General features: G+C 58.7%; 24 protein-coding genes and 4 tRNA genes. 15 read left to right on the top strand and 13 right to left on the bottom strand.

Annotated features, from left to right (window positions below; genetic code table 11):
* Positions 1 to 287: 287 nt before the first annotated feature.
* From uvrB to EA797_RS09860, 7 genes are all read left to right on the top strand, one after another.
* Entirely contained in the window at positions 288 to 2,303 is a 2,016-nt protein-coding gene (uvrB, locus tag EA797_RS09890; RefSeq protein ID WP_122165040.1) for an excinuclease ABC subunit UvrB, read from the top strand.
* Positions 2,304 to 2,520: 217 nt separating this feature from the next.
* Positions 2,521 to 4,002, top strand: a complete 1,482-nt coding sequence (gene gltX / locus EA797_RS09885; RefSeq protein ID WP_122165039.1) for a glutamate--tRNA ligase — start codon at positions 2,521 to 2,523, stop codon at positions 4,000 to 4,002.
* A gap of 165 nt (positions 4,003 to 4,167) precedes the next feature.
* A tRNA-Ala gene (locus tag EA797_RS09880) sits at positions 4,168 to 4,243 on the top strand.
* 51 nt (positions 4,244 to 4,294) lie between these two features.
* A tRNA-Glu gene (locus EA797_RS09875) sits at positions 4,295 to 4,370 on the top strand.
* 50 nt (positions 4,371 to 4,420) lie between these two features.
* Positions 4,421 to 4,496 (top strand) — tRNA-Ala (locus EA797_RS09870).
* Positions 4,497 to 4,544: 48 nt separating this feature from the next.
* Positions 4,545 to 4,620 (top strand) — tRNA-Glu (locus EA797_RS09865).
* A 234-nt stretch (positions 4,621 to 4,854) separates the two neighbouring features.
* The gene (locus EA797_RS09860) at positions 4,855 to 5,304 is read left to right on the top strand and encodes an acyl-CoA thioesterase (protein ID WP_122165038.1); all 450 of its coding nucleotides are present in this window, start codon (positions 4,855 to 4,857) and stop codon (positions 5,302 to 5,304) included.
* Between the two features lie 14 nt (positions 5,305 to 5,318).
* Here EA797_RS09860 and EA797_RS09855 read toward each other — a convergent pair whose 3' ends face one another.
* The gene (locus EA797_RS09855; protein ID WP_122165037.1) at positions 5,319 to 5,585 is read right to left on the bottom strand and encodes a hypothetical protein; all 267 of its coding nucleotides are present in this window, start codon (positions 5,583 to 5,585) and stop codon (positions 5,319 to 5,321) included.
* A gap of 220 nt (positions 5,586 to 5,805) precedes the next feature.
* On the opposite strand from EA797_RS09855, the gene dinB reads away from it, so the two are divergent.
* On the top strand, positions 5,806 to 6,846 hold the full coding sequence (gene dinB / locus EA797_RS09850; protein ID WP_122165036.1) for a DNA polymerase IV: 1,041 nt from the start codon (positions 5,806 to 5,808) through the stop codon (positions 6,844 to 6,846).
* Positions 6,847 to 7,252: 406 nt separating this feature from the next.
* Here the strand turns inward: dinB and EA797_RS09845 are convergent, their stop codons facing one another.
* From EA797_RS09845 to EA797_RS09810, 8 genes are all read right to left on the bottom strand, one after another.
* Positions 7,253 to 7,654: an META domain-containing protein gene (locus EA797_RS09845; RefSeq protein ID WP_122165035.1), complete on the bottom strand. Its 402-nt coding sequence runs from the start codon at positions 7,652 to 7,654 to the stop codon at positions 7,253 to 7,255.
* Complete coding sequence (locus EA797_RS09840) at positions 7,651 to 8,088, bottom strand: hypothetical protein (RefSeq protein WP_122165034.1); 438 nt, start codon at positions 8,086 to 8,088, stop codon at positions 7,651 to 7,653. The genes EA797_RS09845 and EA797_RS09840 overlap by 4 nt, the downstream gene beginning before the upstream one ends.
* 256 nt (positions 8,089 to 8,344) lie before the next feature.
* The gene (locus EA797_RS09835) at positions 8,345 to 9,130 is read right to left on the bottom strand and encodes a dienelactone hydrolase family protein (RefSeq protein WP_122165033.1); all 786 of its coding nucleotides are present in this window, start codon (positions 9,128 to 9,130) and stop codon (positions 8,345 to 8,347) included.
* A gap of 224 nt (positions 9,131 to 9,354) precedes the next feature.
* Positions 9,355 to 9,951, bottom strand: coding sequence for a cytochrome c3 family protein (locus EA797_RS09830; protein ID WP_122165032.1), 597 nt, complete (start codon positions 9,949 to 9,951; stop codon positions 9,355 to 9,357).
* A 10-nt stretch (positions 9,952 to 9,961) separates the two neighbouring features.
* Positions 9,962 to 10,444 (bottom strand): nitrate reductase cytochrome c-type subunit, encoded by a 483-nt coding sequence (locus EA797_RS09825; protein WP_122165031.1) that lies wholly within the window; start codon positions 10,442 to 10,444, stop codon positions 9,962 to 9,964.
* Between the two features lie 11 nt (positions 10,445 to 10,455).
* Entirely contained in the window at positions 10,456 to 12,960 is a 2,505-nt protein-coding gene (napA, locus tag EA797_RS09820) for a nitrate reductase catalytic subunit NapA (protein ID WP_122165030.1), read from the bottom strand.
* Positions 12,957 to 13,217: a chaperone NapD gene (locus tag EA797_RS09815; protein WP_122165029.1), complete on the bottom strand. Its 261-nt coding sequence runs from the start codon at positions 13,215 to 13,217 to the stop codon at positions 12,957 to 12,959. Before EA797_RS09815 ends, napA begins: the two co-directional genes overlap by 4 nt.
* Before the next feature lie 69 nt (positions 13,218 to 13,286).
* A complete protein-coding gene (locus EA797_RS09810) occupies positions 13,287 to 13,457 on the bottom strand; it encodes a periplasmic nitrate reductase, NapE protein (RefSeq protein ID WP_244214113.1) in 171 nt (56 codons plus the stop codon).
* A gap of 287 nt (positions 13,458 to 13,744) precedes the next feature.
* On the opposite strand from EA797_RS09810, the gene EA797_RS09805 reads away from it, so the two are divergent.
* The gene (locus EA797_RS09805) at positions 13,745 to 14,929 is read left to right on the top strand and encodes an MFS transporter (RefSeq protein WP_122165027.1); all 1,185 of its coding nucleotides are present in this window, start codon (positions 13,745 to 13,747) and stop codon (positions 14,927 to 14,929) included.
* Between the two features lie 17 nt (positions 14,930 to 14,946).
* Here EA797_RS09805 and EA797_RS09800 read toward each other — a convergent pair whose 3' ends face one another.
* The 4 genes from EA797_RS09800 to EA797_RS09785 form a co-directional block, all read right to left on the bottom strand.
* Positions 14,947 to 15,441 (bottom strand): SprT family zinc-dependent metalloprotease, encoded by a 495-nt coding sequence (locus EA797_RS09800; protein ID WP_122165026.1) that lies wholly within the window; start codon positions 15,439 to 15,441, stop codon positions 14,947 to 14,949.
* 55 nt (positions 15,442 to 15,496) lie between these two features.
* The gene (locus EA797_RS09795; protein ID WP_122165025.1) at positions 15,497 to 16,159 is read right to left on the bottom strand and encodes a Yip1 family protein; all 663 of its coding nucleotides are present in this window, start codon (positions 16,157 to 16,159) and stop codon (positions 15,497 to 15,499) included.
* Positions 16,160 to 16,282: 123 nt separating this feature from the next.
* On the bottom strand, positions 16,283 to 16,882 hold the full coding sequence (locus tag EA797_RS09790; protein ID WP_122165024.1) for a Yip1 family protein: 600 nt from the start codon (positions 16,880 to 16,882) through the stop codon (positions 16,283 to 16,285).
* Between the two features lie 138 nt (positions 16,883 to 17,020).
* Positions 17,021 to 17,674, bottom strand: coding sequence for a DNA-J related domain-containing protein (locus EA797_RS09785; protein WP_122165023.1), 654 nt, complete (start codon positions 17,672 to 17,674; stop codon positions 17,021 to 17,023).
* Between the two features lie 112 nt (positions 17,675 to 17,786).
* Here EA797_RS09785 and ttcA point away from each other — a divergent pair, with 112 nt between their 5' ends.
* From ttcA to EA797_RS09750, 6 genes are all read left to right on the top strand, one after another.
* Positions 17,787 to 18,611 (top strand): tRNA 2-thiocytidine(32) synthetase TtcA, encoded by an 825-nt coding sequence (gene ttcA, locus EA797_RS09780; RefSeq protein WP_122165022.1) that lies wholly within the window; start codon positions 17,787 to 17,789, stop codon positions 18,609 to 18,611.
* 548 nt (positions 18,612 to 19,159) lie between these two features.
* The gene (locus tag EA797_RS09770) at positions 19,160 to 20,236 is read left to right on the top strand and encodes a 3-deoxy-7-phosphoheptulonate synthase (protein ID WP_122165020.1); all 1,077 of its coding nucleotides are present in this window, start codon (positions 19,160 to 19,162) and stop codon (positions 20,234 to 20,236) included.
* 94 nt (positions 20,237 to 20,330) lie between these two features.
* Positions 20,331 to 21,002 carry a DNA-3-methyladenine glycosylase I gene (locus EA797_RS09765; RefSeq protein ID WP_122165019.1) on the top strand — a complete coding sequence of 224 codons (672 nt, stop codon included), beginning with the start codon at positions 20,331 to 20,333 and terminating at the stop codon, positions 21,000 to 21,002.
* A gap of 64 nt (positions 21,003 to 21,066) precedes the next feature.
* Positions 21,067 to 21,834 (top strand): SIR2 family NAD-dependent protein deacylase, encoded by a 768-nt coding sequence (locus tag EA797_RS09760; RefSeq protein ID WP_122165018.1) that lies wholly within the window; start codon positions 21,067 to 21,069, stop codon positions 21,832 to 21,834.
* 64 nt (positions 21,835 to 21,898) lie between these two features.
* Positions 21,899 to 22,546, top strand: coding sequence for a C40 family peptidase (locus tag EA797_RS09755; RefSeq protein ID WP_122165017.1), 648 nt, complete (start codon positions 21,899 to 21,901; stop codon positions 22,544 to 22,546).
* A gap of 83 nt (positions 22,547 to 22,629) precedes the next feature.
* The gene (locus EA797_RS09750; RefSeq protein WP_122165016.1) at positions 22,630 to 23,160 is read left to right on the top strand and encodes a C40 family peptidase; all 531 of its coding nucleotides are present in this window, start codon (positions 22,630 to 22,632) and stop codon (positions 23,158 to 23,160) included.
* Positions 23,161 to 23,245 lie beyond the last annotated feature (85 nt).

Here is a 23,245-nt window from a genome sequence, read left to right as displayed (position 1 = left end):
TGAGGGCGGTGCGCAAACGGGGCCAGAGTATAGCGGCCCCGGCCATCAGTCGCGATATGCTAAGGCGGTTTTTCTATCGGATTGTGCCCGTTTGAGGCCAGGATTTTCCTTGCTCGGGCTGCCAGCTCTTCCCCGCACTTGATAATGCCGAAGCTACCCTCATTGAATGGGCCTGTGGATGCCTTTTCGGAACCGCCAGTAGCAGTGGCCGGAACATCAGAAACACGCCGCCAGGAAGGCTCCAACCGTTCGGCTTTAGGGTCGTCCCGCCATCTGAAGAGGTCGATATGTCGCAGTTCGAATTGGTCACCCGTTTCAAGCCCGCCGGAGACCAGCCCGAAGCCATTCGGCAGATGATCGAGGGCATCGAGGCGGGCTTGTCGCACCAGACGCTGCTGGGTGTGACAGGCTCCGGAAAGACGTTCAGCATCGCCAACGTCATCGCCCATGTTCAGCGTCCGACGCTGGTGCTGGCGCCCAACAAGACGCTGGCCGCGCAGCTGTATGGCGAATTCAAAGCGTTCTTCCCGAACAACGCGGTGGAGTATTTCGTTTCCTACTACGACTACTACCAGCCTGAAGCCTATGTTCCGTCCTCGGACACCTTCATCGAGAAGGATGCCTCGATCAACGATCACATCGAGCAGATGCGCCTCTCGGCAACCAAGGCCTTGCTGGAGCGGTCCGACGCGATCATCGTCACCACGGTTTCCTGTATCTATGGTCTGGGTAGCCCTGAGACCTATCTGAAGATGGTGCTTCATGTAGATCGAGGCGATCGCTTGGATCAGCGTGAATTATTGCGCCGCCTCACAGGGCTGCAATACACGCGCAACGAGATGGACTTTGCCCGCGCGACCTTTCGCGTTCGCGGCGATGTGATCGATGTATATCCGGCCGAGTCGGACCTCGAAGCGGTGCGAATCGAGTTGTTCGATGATGAAGTCGAAAGCCTTTCCGCCTTCGATCCGCTGACCGGCGAGGTGATTCGCAAACTGCCGCGCTTCACTTTTTATCCCAAGAGCCACTATGTAACGCCCCGCGAGACCTTGTTGGACGCCATCGAGAACATCAAGGCGGAGCTCAAGGATCGTCTCGACTATTTGCGTTCCAATAACAAACTGGTCGAGGCGCAGCGGCTCGAACAGCGCACCCGCTTTGATCTGGAAATGATCATGGAACTGGGCTATTGCAATGGCATCGAGAACTACTCGCGCTATCTGTCTGGGCGGGCATCGGGTGAGGCGCCACCTACGCTATATGACTATCTGCCAGCCGATGCGCTGCTGGTGATCGACGAGTCCCACGTCAGCGTGCCGCAGGTCGGCGCCATGTACAAAGGCGACCGCTCGCGCAAGGAAACTCTGGTCGAGTACGGCTTCCGCCTGCCTTCGGCGCTGGATAACCGGCCCATGCGTTTTGACGAGTGGGAAGCCATCAGCCCGCAGACTATTTTCGTTTCGGCGACGCCTGGTCCATACGAGGCGGAGCACGCCGGTCGCGTAATCGAGCAGGTCGTGCGCCCAACTGGTCTGGTCGATCCGCAGATTGAGGTGCGCCCGGCCCTGACTCAGGTCGACGACCTGCTCTCCGAGATCACCAAGTGTGTGGCCAAGGAGGAGCGTGTGCTGGTGACCACGCTGACCAAGCGAATGGCAGAGGACCTGACAGACTATCTCGGCGACCATGGCGTGCGGGTCCGCTACCTGCACTCGGATATCGACACGGTCGAGCGGGTCGAGATCATTCGTGACCTGCGCCTTGGCGTGTTCGACGTGCTGGTCGGTATCAACCTGCTGCGTGAGGGGCTGGACATGCCCGAGGTGTCGCTAGTGGCGATCCTCGATGCCGACAAGGAAGGGTTCCTACGCTCGGAGCGTTCGCTGATCCAGACCATCGGCCGTGCCGCCCGAAACCTCAACGGCCGGGCGATTCTCTACGCCGACAACATGACCGGCTCAATGGAGCGGGCCATCGGCGAGACCGAGCGCCGGCGCAACAAGCAGATCGCATTCAACGAGGCCAATGGCATCGTTCCAAAGGGTGTGTTCAAGGACGTTCAGGACATTCTCGAAGGCGCCACGGTGCCAGGTTCACGTAGCAAGAAGCGCAGGGGCGAGGCGAAGGCCGCGGAGGAGGCTGCACGCTACGAGAACGAGCTGCGCTCGCCCAGCGAAATCACCAAGCGCATTCGGCAACTGGAAGAAAAAATGCTCGCCTATGCTCGTGACCTGGAGTTCGAAGCCGCCGCGCAGACTCGCGACGAGATCCACAAACTGCGTGAGCGCTTGTTGCAAGTCTGAGCCAGGCGCGGCTCGCGCCTTCCGGGCAGGCGCAGCGATATTCAGGACGGCGTCGGACGCTTGTCCGGCGTTAGTGGCGAACGCATCGCTGAGTCATGCGGCCAAGTAGAGTCACTAGCGAAGTGCCTGCTAACATCGCGCCTTTACATGCACTGACTGACGGACACCGCTGTCGGCAGCTGCAGTGTTTTCTCCGCGCCTCCGATTCGAGAACATCATGACCACCGTTCGTACCCGCATCGCGCCATCTCCCACCGGCGATCCTCACGTAGGCACGGCCTACATTGCGCTGTTCAACCTCTGCTTCGCGCGCCAGCACGGCGGTCAGTTCATCCTGCGCATCGAAGATACCGATCAGCTGCGCTCGACCCGCGAGTCCGAGCAGCAGATATACGACGCGTTGCGCTGGCTTGGCATCGAGTGGGATGAGGGCCCGGACGTGGGCGGCCCGCATGGCCCGTATCGGCAGAGCGAGCGTGGCGAGATTTACAAGAAGTACTCTGACGAGCTGGTCTCAAAGGGCCATGCGTTCCCGTGCTTCTGCAGTGCCGAGCGCCTGGATCAGGTGCGCGCAGAACAGATGGCCAACAAGGAAACGCCGCGCTACGACGGCCATTGCATGCATATCCCCGCCGAAACGGCGCAACAGCGCATCGCAGCGGGCGAATCACATGTGATCCGCATGAAGGTGCCAACCGAGGGTGTGTGCCAGGTGCAGGACATGCTGCGTGGCACAGTCGAGATCGGCTGGGACCGTATGGACATGCAGGTACTGATAAAGGCTGACGGTCTGCCCACTTACTTCCTGGCCAACGTCGTCGATGACCACTTGATGGGCATTACGCACGTTCTCCGCGGTGAGGAGTGGCTACCTTCAGCACCTAAACTGATCAAGCTATACGAGTACTTTGGCTGGGAGCAGCCACAGCTGTGCTATATGCCATTGCTGCGCAACCCTGATAAAAGCAAGCTTTCCAAGCGCAAGAACCCGACTTCGGTGACCTTCTACGAGCGCATGGGCTTCATGCCGGAAGCGATGCTCAACTATCTGGGTCGCATGGGTTGGTCAATGCCGGATGAGCGCGAGAAATTCACTCTGGCGGAGATGATCGAGCATTTCGACATCACCCGTGTATCGCTTGGCGGGCCAATCTTCGATGTCGAAAAGCTTTCCTGGCTCAACGGTCAGTGGCTGCGCGAGCTTTCGGTCGAGGAGTTCGCTACACAAGTTCAGCAGTGGGCGCTGAACCCTGAGTACATGATGAAGATCGCACCGCATGTGCAGCAGCGAGTAGAGACCTTCAGTCAGATCGCGCCTCTGGCCGGGTTCTTCTTTTCGGGCGCCTTGAATCTCGACCCTGCGCTGTTCGAACACAAGAAGCTCGATCCTACCCAGGTTCGCCAGGTGTTGCAGCTGACTCTATGGAAGCTGGAAGCGCTACGCCAGTGGGACAAGGAGCGCATAACCGATTCCATCCAGGGCGTCGCCGCACATCTCGAATTGAAACTGCGTGACGTCATGCCATTGATGTTTGCCTCTATGACCGGTCAGGCCAGTTCCGTCTCGGTGCTCGATGCGATGGAAATCATCGGGCCTGACCTGACCCGCTTCCGTCTGCGCCAAGCGTTGGAGCTGGTCGGTGGCGCGTCGAAGAAGGAAGTTAAGGAATGGGAGAAGCTCTTCGCTGCCATGGCATGACCTGCGTGCGGATCAGCGAGCACTGACTGTCCGGCCCGATACATCGCTTGCCGCCGCTCGTCGGCGGTAAGTAATTGTTCTGATGCCGAAAAATGTTCAGGCTGCGGGAAAAATATCGTTGACACTCTGCAGGCCCGCACCTAATATGCGCCCCGTCCTCGAGATGGGGCTATAGCTCAGCTGGGAGAGCGCTTGCATGGCATGCAAGAGGTCGACGGTTCGATCCCGTCTAGCTCCACCAATCTCGATTGCCACACCGGTCTGTTGGATCGGTTGCCTTTGAAGGGCTTGCGTCCCCTTCGTCTAGTGGCCTAGGACACCGCCCTTTCACGGCGGTAACAGGGGTTCGAGTCCCCTAGGGGACGCCATTATTCAGAACGCCGTGCGTAAGCGCTGCGAGTCGGGAGACGTTAAATCCGGGGCTATAGCTCAGCTGGGAGAGCGCTTGCATGGCATGCAAGAGGTCGACGGTTCGATCCCGTCTAGCTCCACCAATCCACGACAGGTCGCATTAGTTGGGCGGCTTGTTAATCGAAGGTTTCGTCCCCTTCGTCTAGTGGCCTAGGACACCGCCCTTTCACGGCGGTAACAGGGGTTCGAGTCCCCTAGGGGACGCCATTTTTTTTGCCCGTTTTGGGCATCAAAGGGTCATTTCTAACGAAATGGCCCTTTTTGTTTTGCGCATGATTTGAGTGTTCGGAGGAGCGAGGGCTGCCGTCATCATCCTGAAAGCTCAAGCATGCTGAATGGTGCGTCATAGAAAGTTCTCGCATGCGTGACAAGCGCCCCTTGCGTGGCTTCCAATAGCACAGACGCGGTCGCGCCAGCGACGCATTCACAGCGGAGGTATGCATGATCTGGGACCAAGCCGACGCGTTCGTCATTGATTTCGATGTACAGGCCGAACACATCGACGAGCTCGGACACGCCAACAATGCTGTCTATGTCACCTGGCTGGAGACTTGTGCATGGAGGCATTCACAGAGTCTGGGGCTGGGCCTGGAAGATTATCGGCGTCTGGACAGGGCCATGGCGGTGCTCAGGCATGAAATCGACTATCTAGCGGCCGCCTATAAGGGCGACACGTTGCAACTTGCGACCTGGATCGTAGACTCCGATCAACGACTAAAGATGAAGCGCAACTTTCAGCTGGTCAGACCGGCTGACGGCACAACGCTCCTGCGAGCACAGACGACGTTCGTATGTATTCAGTTGTCGTCGGGTAAGCCCAAGCGCATGCCTGAAGAGTTCATCGAGGGGTACGGCAAGGCGCTAATGCAGCCTTACCCCCTCGAACTCTGAACTGAGCCTCTTGCTCAGCGTTGTTCCGGTTTGCTGGCGTCGGCCTCGCGGCGCTCTTCAGCGTCCTCACGCCAGTCGTCCTGCACTTCGGTTTTCATCTTTTCTTTCGCAGTTTGGCCGTCGCTCCCGGCCGCGCTGTTGGCGCGCTGATGGTTCTCGCTCATTGCACTGCCATGCGTGTCGGCGGCTGCACCATGAGTTTCGTGCTTGTCGTCCTGAGCTATAGCTGATGTGGCCAGAGCGCTTGAAAAAAGGGCTGCGATGAGGGGGGTAGTCTTCATATGAGTGCCTCCAGGATTTGATTTGTTTTTGTGCCTCTCTAGTTCCGACTCAGCTGCCAGAAAATTGTTCGCCTCAGCTGGCTGGCTGAATGGGGTCCTCGAAGGACCAGGGATCGGCGATAATTACCCTTGGCCGCTACCACTCGCGCCTGGCTACATTGCGCGGGTCAGCGTTTACTGACACTCCCACGAGTTACTCGCCGTTAATCCGACCCGAAAAATCATCCATGTCGATTGCGACTGCTTCTATGCCGCCATCGAAATGCGTGACGACCCCAGTCTGGCGAACCGACCGATTGCTGTCGGTGGGCTGGCCGATCGCCGCGGGGTCATTGCGACCTGCAACTATGAGGCGCGTGCATACGGTGTTCGCTCTGCCATGGCATCCGGGCACGCGCTCAAGCTGTGCCCTGATCTGCTGATCCTGCGCCCGCGGATGGATGCCTACAAAGAAGCATCGCGTGAAATTCACGGTATTTTTCGGACCTATACTGATCTCATCGAGCCGCTTTCACTTGACGAAGCTTTTCTGGACGTTAGCGGCTGCGAGCATTTCGCGGGCAGTGCGACCCGCATCGCTCAGGACATTCGTCGGCGGGTATGGCAGCAGCTGAGAATCACGGTGTCCGCGGGTGTCGCCCCTAATAAGTTTCTGGCCAAGATTGCCAGCGATTGGAACAAGCCCGACGGGCTCTTCGTCATCACACCGGATCAGGTCGATGATTTCGTAATGGCTTTGCCGGTCACCAAGCTGCATGGAGTGGGGCGGGTTACGGCCGAAAAGCTGAAAAGGATGGGTATCCAGACCTGTGCGGACTTGCGTACATGGAAGCGAATGGATCTTGTGCGCGATTTCGGCTCGTTTGGCGAGCGGCTTTGGGGGTTGGCGCATGGCGTCGATGACCGCGTGGTTCAGGTAGAGAGCCGCCGCCAATCGGTCAGTGTCGAAAACACCTATGATCGCGACCTGCCAGATCTGGCTGCTTGCCTCGAACGTTTGCCGGAACTGCTTGAGCAACTGAGCGGGCGGATGGCGAGACTGGATAGCGGCTACCGCCCCGGCAAGCCTTTCGTCAAACTCAAGTTTCATGACTTTACTCAGACAACCCTTGAGCAGTCCGGGGCCGGGTTGGGGCTTGAGGATTACGAAGACCTGATAGCGGGCGCCTTTGCCCGTGGCAAGCGTCCAGTGCGGCTGATCGGTGTCGGAGTTCGTCTAATTGACTTGCGCAGCGGCTTCGAGCAGCTGCGTTTGTTCTAAGCCTGTCGCTGCGACTAGCTTTCGCTATGGAATGACCAGCGCATGATGCGGCCACAAAAAAAGCCGCTCACTGAGCGGCCCTTTTCGTATGGTGTAAAAGAGGGGAATCCCTGGCCTGCCTGTACCAGGGTCCCCGAAACTGGTTACCAATGCTTTTGCATGGGTCGTGCCAGTTTTGATGGATGGCCCCTGGACGTTTACTGCGAGTGGGTGGAATCGTTTATGCGCGTCTTTGAGCGTTCCGGTATGCGTAGTCTGCAAGGCTCGCAGCGCTCATTCGCCGTCGGGGAGGTCAGAGCAAGCGCAGAGGCGGGGTTCAGCAGGAGCATTCATCCGCCCATGCAGCACTGATTTTTCGCATGGAGGCGGTGCGTTTTCCGAGCCGTGTGCTCTGTCTTGGTTCAGATCAGTTCTGTTCTGGCCAGACTCGGATTGGAGCGCCCTCGGCAGGCCAGAAACGCAGTTGATCGATATTCGAAACATCCCAGCGTTCGATTCGCGACAGCAGCTCTAGGAAGTGCTGCTCCTGCTTCATGATGTGCTCTGCGCACATCTTGCGAGTACTGCCGATCTGGCTGAAACGCAGCTTCTGTCCTTCAAGCTGATAGCTGGCGAACCAGTGGTTGCAGCCCGCATTACCATAGGCGCGGTCTTCGCTGAAGGTCAGCGAGACGGGATTGCGGCCCACCACAGCGTCCTCGCCGATCCACTCGGCAATATAGGTAACGTCGTTCTGCAGCTTCAGTGGCTCTACCGAACAGCCGGCAAGTGAACATGCGGCCAGTGCAGCCAGCGTGAGATTCTTCATGCGCTCACCCTCTTGCATGCGGGGCAAAGATGTTTGCCAGCATCGTTCTTCCATCCCAGTTCAACGATCCGAGCTTCGGCCGCTACGGCGCGAGCGCTTTCTCCTTTGGAGGCGTCGACGGCAAATTCAAAATCGAGCTGCTTGCCGCATCCGTCGCAGTCGACCTGCCAGTTGTGAATAGCGAGTTCGCGAAACACCGGTCCGCTCGCGACCGCCATCCACTGCCCGGGTGGGTTGATCAGGTGGCGGACCTTGTCGATGGTCAAACGCTGATAGAGATCACGGCTGCCTTTGAGCGTGACGATCAGCACGTCGCCCGAACGTACGTTCCCGCCATTTCCGGTGACCTGATAGCGGCCCGGCGCAAGTGCGCGGCATTCGGTAAGGGTGTGTCCGGGGTTAAGAAGGTTGTAACGGAAATCGTGTTCGGCCATGACTCGCGATCGACTGAAATGAGAAGGGACTTGCAATGGTCGTCATGCTAGCACGGGAGCCGTGGGCGGGGCTCCGAGGGGAGGGCGCATCCTTCTATGGAGAGGATGTGGCTTGACCCGCCGACGTCATGAGGTGAACTGCGGAATCCGAAAGCAGCCGCCGCGTCAGCCATGGGGGAATCAGCTGAGCTCTCTTCGCGCGGAGGGAGCAATCTGGCGCGAAGAGCGGCTCGTTCACCGTAATGGCTAGGCCTGGTTACTGGGCAAAGGCTTCGTCGAGAAAGCGCTGCATGTCCTTCCAGGAGCGCTCGTCTGCTTCTTTGTTGTAGGCCACGTCGACGCCTTTTTCTTGAAACCTGTCGGCACCTGGGTTGGTGAATCCGTGTTTGGCGCCAGGAAGGTTGACGAACTGATAGTCGGCTCCGGCTCTGACCATCTCGGCATTCAACTCAGCCACGTCGTCGGCACTGACCATGCTATCTGCGCTGCCGTGCTCGACCAACACCCGTGCCTTGACGCTGCCCGGGGCGGCTCGAGTTTGCGTTGCCAGGGCGCCATGGAAGCTGACGACGCCCTCGAGCGGTACGCCTTGACGTGCCATGTCCAGCACCACCTTGCCACCCATGCAATAGCCGATAGCTGCAAGCTTGGCCGCCTCGGTTTGCTCTTGCTGCTTGAGCAGATCGACCCCAGCGTTGAAGCGGGCTTTGGCTGCATCGGCGTCGGCCATGGCTGCTTGCATGAAGCTCATGGCGTCTTTGGGGTGCTCGGTATTCTTGCCCTCACCGTACATGTCGATCGCCAACGCGCTGTAGCCCAAGCCGGCAAGATCACGGGCGCGACTTTTGGCGTAGTCGTTGAGCCCCCACCACTCATGGACAACTACGACCCCCGGACGCTTGCCTTCGATAGCGTCGTCGTAGGCGTAATAACCGACCAGTTTTGTTCCATCGGCAGCGGTATATGGAATTTCCTGGGTCTGGATTTCGGCTTGAGCGAGAGCGCTGGCAGCCATAAGGGCGCCGAGCAGGCGATAGCGCATGGTGGTCTCCTTGTTCTCATCGTTGTCGAATTGACCCGATAAATAGCCCGAGTTCGACTCAGGTGCAACAGGAGTGTTGGGTGAGGGGTGGTGCGGTAGTTGATGAGCGAACCGTCATACAGCGATGGTGCTGCCGACGAACAAAATCCAAGCCCGGATTGCAGGCTTGGATCTGTTCAGGCGGTTCTGCTCGACCCAGCGGAGCGGCAGATGTTCCAGCTGTGTTACCAGCCGGGTACCCCGTGCATATCCGGCAGACGGTGGGCGATGCCCTTGTGGCAGTCGATGCAGGTTGCTTCGCCCGTGCCGAGTGACTTGGAGTGGAACTCTGCGGCACGTTTGCTCTGGCGGGTGAAGTCCATGAATTCATAGTTGTGGCAGTTACGGCACTCCAGCGAATCATTGGCTTTCAAGCGACGCCACTCACGCTCAGCCATCTCCCGGCGCATGCCGAGGAATTTTTCACGTGTGTTGATGGTGCCGAAGATCTTGCCCCAGACTTCCTTGGACGCCTGCATCTTGCGCGCAATCTTGTCCGTCCACTCGTGGGGCACATGGCAGTCCGGGCAGGTCGCGCGCACACCGGAACGGTTGGTGTAGTGAATGGTGTCCTTGATCTCCATGAACACGTTGTCTTCCATTTCGTGACAGGAGATGCAGAACGTTTCGGTGTTGGTCGCTTCCAGCGCGGTGTTGAAGCCGCCCCAGAAGATGATCCCGGCCAGAAAGCCACCGAGGGTTAGAACGCCCAGGCTGTAATGCACACTGGGGCGGCGCAGCACCGTCCAGTATCGCTTGAGAAACGACAGTATCGACTTCATCCAGGCGTCCTCACTGTTCGTTCTGTTTGTTTTCGTGATACAGCAGGTCGTCGATATTCTCGAAGTCGTTCTGCACCAACGGTTTCACGTCATGCTGCACCACGTGGCACTGGGTGCAGAAATACCGACGTGGCGCGACTGCGCCCAGCGTCTGGCTATCGCGATCAGTGAAGTGCGTGATGCTGATCATGGGTGCCTGAGTGCGGGCGCTGTTGGCCCGGCTGTGGCAGGCCAGGCACTTGTTTCCGTTGGTGTCGACCTGATAACCGCGAATGGTGTGCGGAATGGTCGGAGGCTGCTCCGGGTAGTTGCGTTCTCGTTTGAGGTCCTTGTTTTCCTCGTCCTTGAGCGGAGGTGGGGTGAACTCCTGTGTGATGGTGCCGCCCGGACGGCGGCCGTCTGGGGCAGGAGCATCGAGCGGGTAATCCGGTCCGGCAGCAACGGCCAGGCCGAACACCGCGAGGAGCGTCAAAGGCAGTAAACGGAATTTCATGGCGACTCTCCTCAGGCGATGCTGACCACTTCGATCTTCACGGCGCATTTCTTGTAGTCGGTTTGCTTGGAGATCGGGTCGGTTGCGTCGAGGGTGACCTTGTTGATCAGTTTGTTTGCGTCGAAGAAGGGCACGAAGATCAGCCCCTTCGGCGGCTTGTTGCGGCCTCGGGTTTCGATCCGTGCCTGCATTTCACCGCGGCGGCTGATGACCTTCACCACGCTTCCACGCCGCGCTTTGAGGGCTCGAGCATCGTCTGGATGCATGTACACCAGGGCATCCGGAACGGCTTGGTGCAATTCGTCGACGCGTTGGGTCATGCTGCCGGTATGCCAGTGCTCCAGCACTCGGCCAGTACTGAGCCAGAATGGATAGTCCTGATCGGGCACCTCTGCTGGAACCTCGTAAGGCAGCGCGAAGATGATCGCCTTCTTGTCCGGATACCCATAGAACTGGACGCCAGTTCCTTTCTCGACGTACGGGTCGTAGCCTTCGCGGTAGCGCCACAGGGTTTCCTTGCCATCCACTACAGGCCAGCGTAGGCCGCGCTCCTTGTGATAGACGTCGAAGTCTGCGAGGTCGTGGGCGTGACCACGGCCAAATTCGGCGTACTCCTCGAACAGTCCTTTCTGCACATAGAACCCGTAGTCCTCGGATTCCTGATTGCGATAACCCTCTTCGATATCCGATGTCGGGAAGCGGTCGACCTGACCGTTCTTGAACAACACCTCGAACAGCGTCTTGCCTTTGAGGTCCGGCTTCTTGGCGAGCAGATCGGCCGGCCATACCTCGTCCGTGGTAAAGCGCTTGGAGAACTCCATCAGCTGCCACAGATCCGAGCGGGCCTCTCCTGGTGCATTGACCAGCTGATGCCAGAAGTGGGTGCGACGTTCGGCATTACCGTAGGCGCCTTCTTTTTCCACCCACATGGCGGCCGGGAGGATCAGGTCTGCTGCCTGGGCCGATACGGTGGGGTATACGTCGGAGACGATGATGAAGGTTTCCGGGTTGCGCCAGCCAGGCAAAATTTCCTGCATGACGTTGGGGCCAGCCTGCATGTTGTTGGTGGCCTGGGTCCAGTAGACCTTGAGGCCGCCATCCTTCAGCTCGCGGCTCTGCTGAACGGCGTGGAAGCCTGGTTTTTCCTGGATGGTGCCTTCCGGCAGTTTCCAGATCTTCTCGGTGATGGCGCGATGCTTGGGGTTGGTGACGACCATGTCCGCAGGCAGGCGATGGGAGAAAGTGCCGACTTCGCGGGCTGTACCACAGGCAGACGGCTGACCGGTGAGCGAGAACGGGCTGTTGCCCGGTTCGCTGATCTTGCCGGTCAGCAGGTGGATGTTATAGATCATGTTGTTAGCCCAGACACCTCGAGTGTGCTGGTTGAAGCCCATGGTCCAGAACGACATCACCTTGATTTTCGGGTCGGCGTAAAGCTCGGCCAGTGCTTTCAGGCGCTCGGCGGATACGCCAGACTCGTGAGCAGCATGCTCGAGGGTGTAAGGCTTGAGGAACTCGGCGTAGTCCTCGAAGCTCATGTCCGTCCAGCTGCCAGCAACCGCAGCGTTTTCCGCCTTCAGCTCCCGGGGGTCAGTTGGGCGTAGGCCATAGCCAATGTTGGTCGCGCCACGGGCGAACTTGGTGTGATTCTTGACGAAGTCTTCGTTGACTGCACCGCTCTGGATGATGTGGTTGGCGATGTAATTGAGGATTACCAGATCGGTCTGCGGATTGAAGACCATCGGGATGTCGGCAAGGTCGAAGCTGCGGTGTTCGTACGTCGACATCACTGCAACTTTCACGTGCGGCGCGCTCAGGCGACGATCGGTGACACGTGTCCAGAGAACCGGGTGCATTTCCGCCATGTTCGAGCCCCAGAGCACGAATGCATCGGCGACTTCGATGTCGTCATAGCAACCCATGGGCTCGTCCATGCCGAACGTGCGCATGAAGCCTACCGCGGCGGATGCCATGCAGTGGCGTGCATTCGGATCCAGGTTGTTGGACCGGAACCCGGCTTTCATGAGCTTGTTCGCCGCGTAGCCTTCCCAGACGGTCCACTGACCGGAGCCGAACATGCCGACGGCGCTCGGGCCGTGGTCTTTCAGGGCTTTCTTGTACTTTTCTTCCATGACGTCGAAGGCCTGTTCCCAGCTAACCGACTGGAACTCACCCTGCTTGTCGAACTTCCCGTCCTTCATCCGCAGCAAAGGCTGTGTCAGGCGGTCGGTGCCATACATGATCTTCGAGAGAAAATAGCCCTTGACGCAGTTGATGCCGCGGTTCACCTCGGCCTTCACATCGCCATGGGTTGCCACCACGCGATCCCCGGCCGTGGCGACCATCACGCCGCAGCCAGTGCCGCAGAAGCGACAGGGCGCCTTGTGCCACTTGAGGTTTGTCGCCTCAGGATCGGTGATCAGATTGCTGGCACTGGTGGCAATCGGAATGCCGGCCACGCTGGCTGCGATGGCCGCGGCGTTGGCCTTGGCAAATTGACGTCGTGTGAGGCTCATTCAGGCTCTCCTTCGGGGGTGAGGAGTTCGTGGTAAATCAGGGCAGCGTTTAAAACGCCGGGCATTTGTTGAATATGGCTGATGGTTTCGAGAATGCGGCTTTCATGTTCGGCCTCGAGAACGACCACAACTTTGCCGGCCGCGCTCTCCTGATGCAGTTCCGTGCCAGGCAACAGCACCAGGTTTCTTTTCACGGCTTCGAGCAGGTCGGGGCGGCAATGCACGAGCAAACTCGCAATATGCAGGGCGTTATTCATTGGATTGTGGAGCTCCGCCTACGCTAGAAAACAAGGCAGGCTTAAGGGCAGTATTAATTGGCTCTGCGATCAGCTCGGCGGGCCGGGTGGCCCGAATATCATCTGGCTGATCCAGACGATGAAGCCGTAACCGGAAACGGTAACGATGCTCAAGAGCGGAAAGAACAAAACCAGAAGAAAGACGAATAGCCGGGTTTCTTCCGACTTGCCGACAGGGGCGGGATCGGTATGGTGCGGCACTGCGTTCACCTTCAAATCCGAGTGTTGTACTGGGAGTCTAGAAAGTGTTTGAGGCTTAATCAAAGTCATTTGGCCCCTTAACTTGCAGTTATAAGGGTTAATTTCACTTTAGTTGATCTGGCTCAACTTACAGCCACTATTGAAGTAAATTTCATCTTTGGAGATTGTAAATGTCGCGTGGTCGCTGACGTCACAACTTAGCTTTCCACGCTGCGCTTTCCACCCCTTACCTGCGTGTTAGGCTGCGCCGCTTTTGCTCGCCTCCTAAGAGTGCACGGTTAATCAATATGCCTCCTGCATCGCACGATACCCATCTCAAGCGCGGTACTAATGCCTATCGCCGTGCCACCTTGGCGCTCTTCTGTGCCGGCTTTGCCACCTTCGCCATGCTGTATTGCGTCCAGCCGTTGCTGCCGCTGTTGGCTGCGCATTTCTCCGTGTCTGCGGCTACGAGCAGCCTGGCCCTGTCGCTGACGACCTTGTCGCTTGCGGTCTGTCTGTTGGTCTCTGGAGGCTTGGCAGAAAGCTGGGGGCGAAAGCGGGTCATGGCGTTGGCCCTAATGCTGGCGGGTACGCTTGGCTTGGCCTGCGTGATGGTGGAATCGTGGAGCGTATTACTCGTGCTACGTGCATTGCTCGGTCTCGCGCTCAGCGGTTTGCCAGCACTTGCGATGGCCTACGTGGGTGAAGAGTTCGATCCCGAATCCTTGCCAGCAGCGATGGGCCTTTATATCGGTGGTACGGCGCTCGGCGGCTTGCTGGGTAGGCTGCTGTCCGGTCTGTTGAGTGATATCGGCGGCTGGCAGACGGCGCTCGGCGGTATCGCCGCGATGGGGTTGATGGCTCTGGTGCTGTTCGTCTGGCTGTTGCCACCATCACGTCACTTCAGGGCCCAACCGCTATCGCTCCAGGGGCTGCTGGCCAATTTCGCTTTGCATCTGCGCAATCCCGTCCTGCGTACGTTATTCCTCCAGGCGTTTCTGCTGATGGGCGGCTTCGTGGCCCTGTTCAATTACATAGGCTTTCGTTTGGCAGCGGCCCCGTTTGGTCTGTCTTCGACTGTTATCGGTTTGCTATTCACTGTGTATCTGGCAGGTATCGTCAGCGCTGGCTGGGCAGGGCGCTTGGTCCCGCGGCTCGGCGCCAGGACTGTACTCAAGGGCGGCGTTCTTCTGATGTTGCTTGGCGTGGGGCTGTGTTCCACGCCCTGGCTGGCGGCCATCGTGATGGGACTGGCGCTGTTCACGCTGGGCTTCTTTGCCGCGCATGCTGTCGCAAGCGGGCAGGTTGGAGTGCATGCGAGGGAGGCAAAGGCCCAGGCTTCGGCTCTGTATCTGTGTGCCTATTATCTCGGCTCGAGTATTGTGGGCTATGCGGCCGGATATGTATGGGAAAATGCTGGCTGGTTGCCGCTGATGGCCGCGCTGGCTGCATTGTTCCTGATCGCCATCGGGACGACAAAGCGGCTTTAGGAGAGAGTGTGTGTGACCTATTCGAGCCGTTGCTCGCCACTGAACACCAGGGTGACGCGGCAACTGCGACAAAAATAACGCCGACCCTTTCGTACCAGGGCGTGGCGCTGCGCGCTGAAAGGAAAGTCACGCTCTGGGCAGGCGCAGCGATAAACGAATCGACTGCGCCTAGTGCGGGTGATTGCATAGGTGTGACAGCGATCCGGAGTCAGCTCATATACCCCACGCATGATTAATTGCCATTCTTCGCCGTGAGGGCGTATGGCCCCACCAAACATTTGATGGGCGATCAGGTGTGCGACTTCGTGCGCCACGGTCTGCTTTAGAAAGTGGTCGTGGTTTTCTTTATAGAGCTGTGGGTTGAAACGCAGCAGGTTTTCGGTGAGATGGGCTACACCAGCTTTTTGGCCGCGTAGCTTGAAGCTGATTCTGGGACGTTCGAACCCACGTTTGAAGAATGTCTCGGCCTGCTGGTAGCAGGCCTCGACGCGTGCATGAAGCTGTTCGGGCATAAGGGTCTCCGAAAGAGACCGGAATTATGCCGCAAAGGGGCAGACTGACAACCGCTCAGAGACCACCGGGTTCCTCTTGAGCGCGTTGTTCATTGGAGTACCCCTGATTCTCTACCGTATTGCGCTCGTATGTTGGGTCGAGAGCCAGGACCCACAGAAGGATCATCGGTACTTTGAGGTTGACCAGTACCAGCAGCCCCACCCCCCAAGTGCAAGCTGCATACAGGAAGGTCTGGCGGTTATCGATGCGCATGAAGGTCGGCAATCCCACGAACAGCAGGTAAGTGGCGTAAACACCAGCCAGCACTATCACGGTGATAGCTACCCAGCGAGTCGGATAGAGCGCGCCGAGGCCGGCGATCATGAACGGGGTGATGATGTAGGCAATGAAACCGACGCATTGATTGTAGGTTGGTCGGGCTTCAAAGGTGCGCGACATCCACCGCAGGAAAAAACCCATGATGAAGGTGCCGAGAATGATGGTGGCGTAGATAAGCCCGCTCAATTGAAGCGCGCTTCGGGTGTCGAGCCAGATGCGCTCGTCCTCAACCAGGCTCCAACCCGTGTAGTGCGTCCCTATGAACATGCAGATTGCGGGCAGCAGCGCCAGCAGGAACAGATGCACCATGTAGTTGGAGCTGTTCTTTTCTTCGTCTCGTCGTATTTCGGCCCACGCTTTGTCCGGGCGGGTCAATAAGGTGAAAAAGTGCGGAATCATCCGGAATCTCCAGCGGCCGTGAAAAGCGAGCTGCGCCAGAGTTGGCGCAGCTATTAACGGTATAGAACGGCCGATGGGGTGAGTGGTTCCTCGAAACTCCGGCTCCAGGGCTTGCCGCCGAGTCTAGCGAACGTAGATCGGGCCGACGCCCATGCCCCACATGATGACGGACAACGCGATGATGGCTACCAGCACCACGAGCCCTACCGCCAGAACTGAGCTGGAAAAAAGGAAGCCTTCGTCGGCGGGTATGTTCATGAATGTAGGTAGGCCGACGTAGAGCAAATACGTCGTGTAGCAGATGGCTGCAGTACCCACGAGCATGCCCAGCCAGATATGTGGATAGAGTGCCGCCAAACCTCCAACGAACAGGGGAGTGGCGGTGTATGCAGCGAAGACTACGCACTGGACCAGCGTCGGATTAGCGTCGTAGGTGCGCGACATCCAGTGAATGAAGCCGCCCATGACAGCTACCCCACCCAGCATTGCCAGGTAGGACAGCAAGGTGAGCTGCAGCGCGCTGCCCTCTGTGAGTTTCACCGCTTCGCCGCCGCCGATGCTCCAGCCAATTTGCGTTGTTCCGATGAAGGCCGATATGGCCGGTATCGCAGCGAGCACCAGTACTTCCCCCAGATGCAGATGCCCGACTTCGCGTTCTTCCCCAGTGATTTCCTGCCATTCCTGGCTCGGATGTGCAAACAGTCCCCAAACGTGATTGATCATGCCAGCGTCTCCTCGGTTTTGGAGGGTCGCTTCGCCTGGCGTGCCGTCAGTTGGACGGGCGTGCGACCTTAAGTCGCAGTATAGGAACTTGACGGTACGGCGCACCGGGGTGGATTAGAGCAATTGGAAGCTATGGCCTTAGCGGTAATAGCGTTCAAGTATTTCCATCGCCAGGTTGATCGACTGAATGCGACTGGTACTGCCGCCCCGATCAGGATGGTGGATGCTGACCAACTGGCGGTAGCGGCGCTTGATCGTCAAAAGGTTGAGGCTTTTTACCTCTTGGTCCAGCTCGAATAGTTCCAAGGCGGCGCGCTTCTGTTCAGGGTCCCAGCTGCCGTTGTGCGCACCGAGCTGATCACCGCGCATCCGTGACCAGAAGCTGGCCAGCAGGCGCTCCACTTCCTCTTCATCCGTGTCACGCAGGTTGGCCATGTCCAGATAGTAATCCCGCAACGGATCGCTCTCGGCTACTGCACTTGGATCGCTCTCGGCTACTGCACTTACGGCCGCAGCGTAGGGAAGCAGCTGCACGCATAAAGGCGAGATCTGAATATCATTGCGGTTGTCGCCTCTGAGCTGGTCTCTCAGGCTGTAAAGCGCGTTGAAGACCAGAAAGTGAGTGCGAAACAGCACGAGCTTGTCGAGCAGCGGCAGGTTGGGGATATGTGTGCTGTGGCGGGCCTTCAGCTGCTGTATCAGCTGGTACTCGCTGCAACCTTCCGGCTGTTCGCGCAGCAATACCAGAATCTGTTCGGCCAGGTCCATTTCGGGATCGAGGTCATCGTTCATGGCGAAAAGCCTAGCATAGCGCCAGCATTGTCATCCGCTGGATCGGTGGGGTGGGGCGACGGGACTTTTTGCGCGTAAAATGCGCGCCTTTCGCATCTCACCGGATTCTGACATGGGCAACCTTTCGGTCAACCAGAACAAATTGCAGAAACGTCTGCGCCGCCTTGCCGGCGAGGCTGTCACCGATTTCAACATGATCGAGGATGGCGACAAGGTCATGGTCTGCCTGTCCGGCGGCAAAGACAGCTACACCATGCTCGACGTGCTGCTGTATCTGCAGAAGGTCGCCCCGATCAAGTTCGAGATCGTCGCGGTGAACATGGACCAAAAACAGCCTGGTTTTCCTGAGCACGTGCTGCCGGAATACCTGAAGTCCATCGGCGTCCCTTATCACATCGTAGAAAAAGATACCTACTCGGTAGTGAAAGAGAAGATCCCCGAGGGCAAAACGACATGCTCGCTATGTTCACGGCTACGTCGCGGCACGCTTTACACCTTTGCCGACGAAATCGGCGCGACCAAGATGGCGCTTGGGCATCACCGCGACGATATCCTGGAAACCTTCTTCCTTAATATGTTCTACGGCGGCACGCTCAAGGCCATGCCGCCCAAGCTGCTGTCAGACGATGGCCGCAATGTCGTGATCCGCCCGTTGGCGTATTGCAGCGAAGCGGATATCGAAGCCTACTCACAGATGAAGGAATTTCCGATCATTCCGTGCAACCTTTGCGGGTCGCAGGAGAACCTTCAGCGTCAGGTGGTAAAGGAGATGCTGCAGGACTGGGAGCGCAAATCGCCAGGGCGTGTCGAGATCATGTTCCGGGCATTGCAGAACGTCGTGCCGTCACAGCTTGCCGACCGTAATCTTTTCGATTTCACCAGCCTGCGCATCGACAACGATGCCACTCCACGCTTCCTCGATGTAATGAGCCTGTAGATCGCTGCGCTTGCCAGTTTTGTAGGGTGTGGGTCGGCTCTCCGTCTCTTTCTTGCCTCGGTGGGCTGAAAGCCCACCCTACGAGCTTTTTCGCCATGCAGGTTGAAAGCCGAAGGTATGGCAGGGTATGGTTCGGTCATCTTCTGGAGATCAGCATGTCCCTCAGCTCACTTATCCTGACCATTGCCAACGCAGGTGCCACGTGCGCCTCGCTGTCGCGTGGCCAGATTGTCGCGGCTGCTGGTTATTACTTTGGGTATTGGTTTAGCTACAGGCGCGCCTGATACCCACAGGCGCCCTAGCAAGCAGGGTCGCCACCAGAGCAGTTTTCGAACCCCCGGTCGGCCACCCGACCGGGGGTTTTGTTTTTTCGGCCACTCGATGGCTCAACGCACCGAGGAATACACCATGACGACTTACCGTACCGACCGTTATTACCGCTACGACTGGCGATTTAGCAGTTTCGACGCCGAACACAAAGCACGCGAACGAACACCCGACTAGCGCCGCCGCGGACCACCCGCGCCGGCAGAAGGAACCGCCAGATCATGAATGCCTCCGCCACCGTATTTGCCAAACAACCCGTCACCACCGTTGAAGCCTCCGTTGCTCGCCGCAGCACGCAGCCGCTGCCCAGTCCCGTCGTATTGCGCCAGCGTTTGCCCTTGAGCGAAGCCCTTGCTGCACGCATCCATAACGATCGCAACGCCATCCGCGCCGTGCTTGACGGCCGCGATACGCGCCTGCTGGTGGTCGTCGGGCCCTGTTCCCTGCACGATCCTATCGCCGCGCTCGAGTACGCCGAGCGTCTGGCCGCGCTTGCGTCCGAGGTCAGCGATCAGCTGCTGATGGTGATGCGCGCCTATGTGGAAAAGCCGCGCACCACCGTCGGCTGGAAAGGCCTGGTCTACGACCCGCATCTGGACGGCAGCGGCAACATGGCCGAGGGGCTGCACCTGTCGCGCCGCCTGATGCTGGAAATTCTCGAGACCGGCCTGCCGATTGCCACCGAACTGCTGCAGCCGCTGGCTGCCGGGTACTTCGACGATCTTCTTGGCTGGGCCGCAATCGGTGCTCGCACCAGCGAATCGCAGATTCATCGCGAGATGGTCAGCGGTCTGGATCTGCCAGTGGGCTTCAAGAATGGCACTGACGGAAGCCTGAGCATTGCCTGCGACGCCATGCGTTCGGCGGAGCATCCACACCAGCATTTTGGTATCGACGATCTGGGCCATCCGGCTCTGCTACAGACGCGCGGAAACGCCGACACTCATCTTGTGTTGCGAGGTGGGCACGCCGGCCCCAATTACGATGCGGCAAGTGTCACTGCTGCTCGGGCGACGCTTGAGTGTCAAGGGATCGCTCCGCGGATCATGGTCGACTGCAGCCATGCCAACAGCGGCAAGAACCCCTTACGCCAGCCGCAGGTGCTGGAGTCGGTGATAGATCAGCGTATCGCCGGCGAGTCCAGCTTGCGTGGCGTAATGTTGGAGAGTCATCTGTTCGATGGTTGCCAGCCGCTGGCCGCGGAGCTTCGTTATGGTGTTTCCATCACTGACGGCTGTCTGGGCTGGGATGCCACCGAAGCAGTGTTGCGTCAGGCTGCGCGGCGGCTGCGCGCTTGACGTGTGCGAGCCCGGCCGCGACGGCCGGGCTTGCGGCCTCGAAACGGCGGAGGCACCCTAGGCGGCTCGTTTCGATGGACGGTCCCTGGCCTGCATGCACGACTATAAATGGCTGCACGAGTATTGCCTCAATCGCTTTAGGTCCGCGGCTGCCTTGGAGAGTCGGTTGCCGCGTCCGCGCGAGCCTGACGATTTGCGCGCAGTTTCGGATGATCGCTACCTCTCTCTGATCAGCCTGCGAATTTTCCGCGCGGGTCTCAAACACAGCCTGGTGGACGCCAAGTGGCCTGCCTTTGAAGAGGTGTTCTTTCGCTTCGATCCGGAAAAGCTGGTGCTGATGGGCGGGGAGCATATCGAGCGCCTGATGCAGGACGCGCGCATCATTCGTCACCTGGGCAAGCTAAAGAGTGTGCCGCGCAACGCGCAGTTCATCCTGGATGTCGCCAGGGAAAAGGGCAGTTTCGGCAACCTGATTGCCGACTGGCCGATAACAGACGTCGTCGGCTTGTGGCGCTATCTCGCCAAGCATGGGACCCAGCTCGGCGGCTTGTCGGCGCCGCGCTTGTTACGCATGGCCGGAAAAGACACCTTTATCCCGAGCAATGATGTTGTCGCTGCGCTCAAGGCCCAGAAAGTCGTGGATAAGGTGCCCAGCAGCCAACGAGATCAGGCTGCAGTGCAATCGATCTTCAATCAGTGGCACAGCGAAAGCGGTCGGCCAATGTGTCAGTTGTCAGCGATGCTCGCATTTACGGTCAATCATTGATTGGTGTATCGCCAGGCCTGTTCGGAATGACCGACCGAATTCCCGGTTGCGCTGGAGAGGGTGGATGAACGATTCGATGGGGCGAGTCATTGACCAGCTACGGGAGGCTGAACGGGTGTTGGTCATCACCGGTGCCGGCATTTCTGCTGACTCCGGGCTGCCAACCTACCGGGGTGTAGGCGGACTCTATAACGGGCACACCGAAGATGGGCTGCCGATCGAGGCCGCATTGTCTGGGCCTATGCTTCAGCTCAATCCTGCGCTGTGTTGGAAATACCTTGCCGAGATCGGTCGCGCCTGCGTCGCGGCGGCTCCCAATGCCGGGCACAAAGCGATAGCCGAGTTGCAACAGCGCAAGCCGGGTTGCTGGCTATTGACGCAGAACATCGATGGTTTTCATCTTGCAGCCGGCAGCCCGCCGCAAAGACTCATCGAAATCCACGGTACGTTGTGGCCTCTTTTCTGCACGGGCTGCGGACGGTCAAGTGACGATCTGACGGGGCATCTCTCACGACCATTGCCACCCCGGTGCGATCATTGCGGTGGTGTTCTGCGGCCGCCCGTGGTGCTGTTTGATGAATTGCTACCGGAGGCTGGGCTTAACTCGCTGCGGGCTCAACAGACCCAGGGTTTCGATGTTGTCCTCGCCGTAGGAACCTCAGCGAGCTTTGCCTATATCCTCGAGCCGATCTTGCGAACTCGTCAAAATGGCGGATTTACGGCGTTGATAGACCCATCCGGCGGAGAGCTGGCGCGGATGGTCGATGAGCATATCGCAGCGGCCGCGTCAGACGTTTTGCCGCAGCTAGTACGTCACATATTTCCTGATTGAATTTGCTCATCGGGCATCGAGCAGGCATAGTTTCGCCACTTTCGACTTCAGACAAGCTCGTGCCATGCGCAAATGCCTTGCACCCCTCTTGCCCTTCGCTCTGGTTTCGCTTCTGACGGCTTGTGCCGTTCAGCCGGAGCAGGCCGAAAGCCCGCTGACCTTGCAGGGCTTCCAGTTCGACTTCCCAGCCGACCTTTCCGAGCAGGATAGCGACGCCCAAGTGTCCTCTGACGAGCCCACTGAACAGCAGCTTCGTGAGCTCGCCGGCGGTAAGCGCTACAAGCTCCCCGCGCTGGCAGACAGCGTCCTCGAACGCGGCTTTACATTGGTCGGCACGCCATACCGTTACGGTGGCAGCTCGACCAAGACCGGCTTCGACTGCAGCGGCTTCGTCGGTTTTGTTTTTCGCAAGGAGGCGGGCATCGAGCTGCCTCGCTCCACTCGCGAGATGATCAATCTGGATGCACCGAAGATCAAACGCAGCGAATTGAAGCCAGGCGACGTGGTCTTCTTCAATAACCGTGGGCGCGGTCGTGTCAGCCATGCCGGGATCTACATCGGCGGCGACCAGTTCATTCATTCGTCAAGCAGCCGCAGTGGCGGCGTCCGAGTCGACAGCCTTGACGACAGCTACTGGGGTCCCAGCTTCATGCAGGCCAAACGTATATTGGCCCTGGCTCACAATTCGACCGGCATTGCCACCCATCACTGATCGCTGAGAGACCGGTGCGCCGGGCTTGCATCAGCCAGCGCGTGCCGGCAGAGTGATGGCTCATTTGCCTGGACTGCTCTGCCATGCCTCCTTTGGCCCGATCCCTGACTGTTGTGCTGGTCACTTCACTGCTTGCTGCCTGCTCAAGCCAAGCGCCCGTCGAGCCAATTGTGGTCAAGCCCCAACCGATCCCCCAGCAGTATCCCGGAACCGCTGAAGAAGTGTTGTTCACCGCCCTTGGGCTGGTTGGTACCCCGTATCGCTACGGCGGTAATACGCCAGATGGCGGCTTCGATTGCAGTGGTCTCATCAACTACGTCTACCGGGGAGCGGCAGGTGTCGCACTGCCACGAAGCACGCGCGAGATGAATGCAATGCGCGGTACAACAGTCAAGCGTGAGGCGCTTGCAGCCGGAGATCTGCTGTTCTTTGCCACAAGTGGTGGCCGCCGTGTCAGCCACGCTGGAATCTATGTCGGTGAAGGGCGTTTCGTTCATGCGCCCTCAACCGGCGGAACGGTCCGACTGGATAGCCTCTCCAACAGCTACTGGCAGAAAACCTACCTCAGTGCCAAGCGTGTCCTCGACAATGAGCAGCTCGCTCGCAACCCCTGACGCGCTTGCGCCTGGCTGGAGTCCAATGTGACAGGCGCAACTGGCCGTAACCTTCTTCCGCAACACCCACTAGCTTCCATGAGAT

Source organism: Stutzerimonas zhaodongensis, from assembly GCF_003696365.1.
Taxonomy (GTDB): domain Bacteria; phylum Pseudomonadota; class Gammaproteobacteria; order Pseudomonadales; family Pseudomonadaceae; genus Stutzerimonas; species Stutzerimonas zhaodongensis.
The sequence above is the reverse complement of the archived record's forward strand: the minus strand, read 5'-3'. Positions and strand labels throughout refer to the sequence as shown.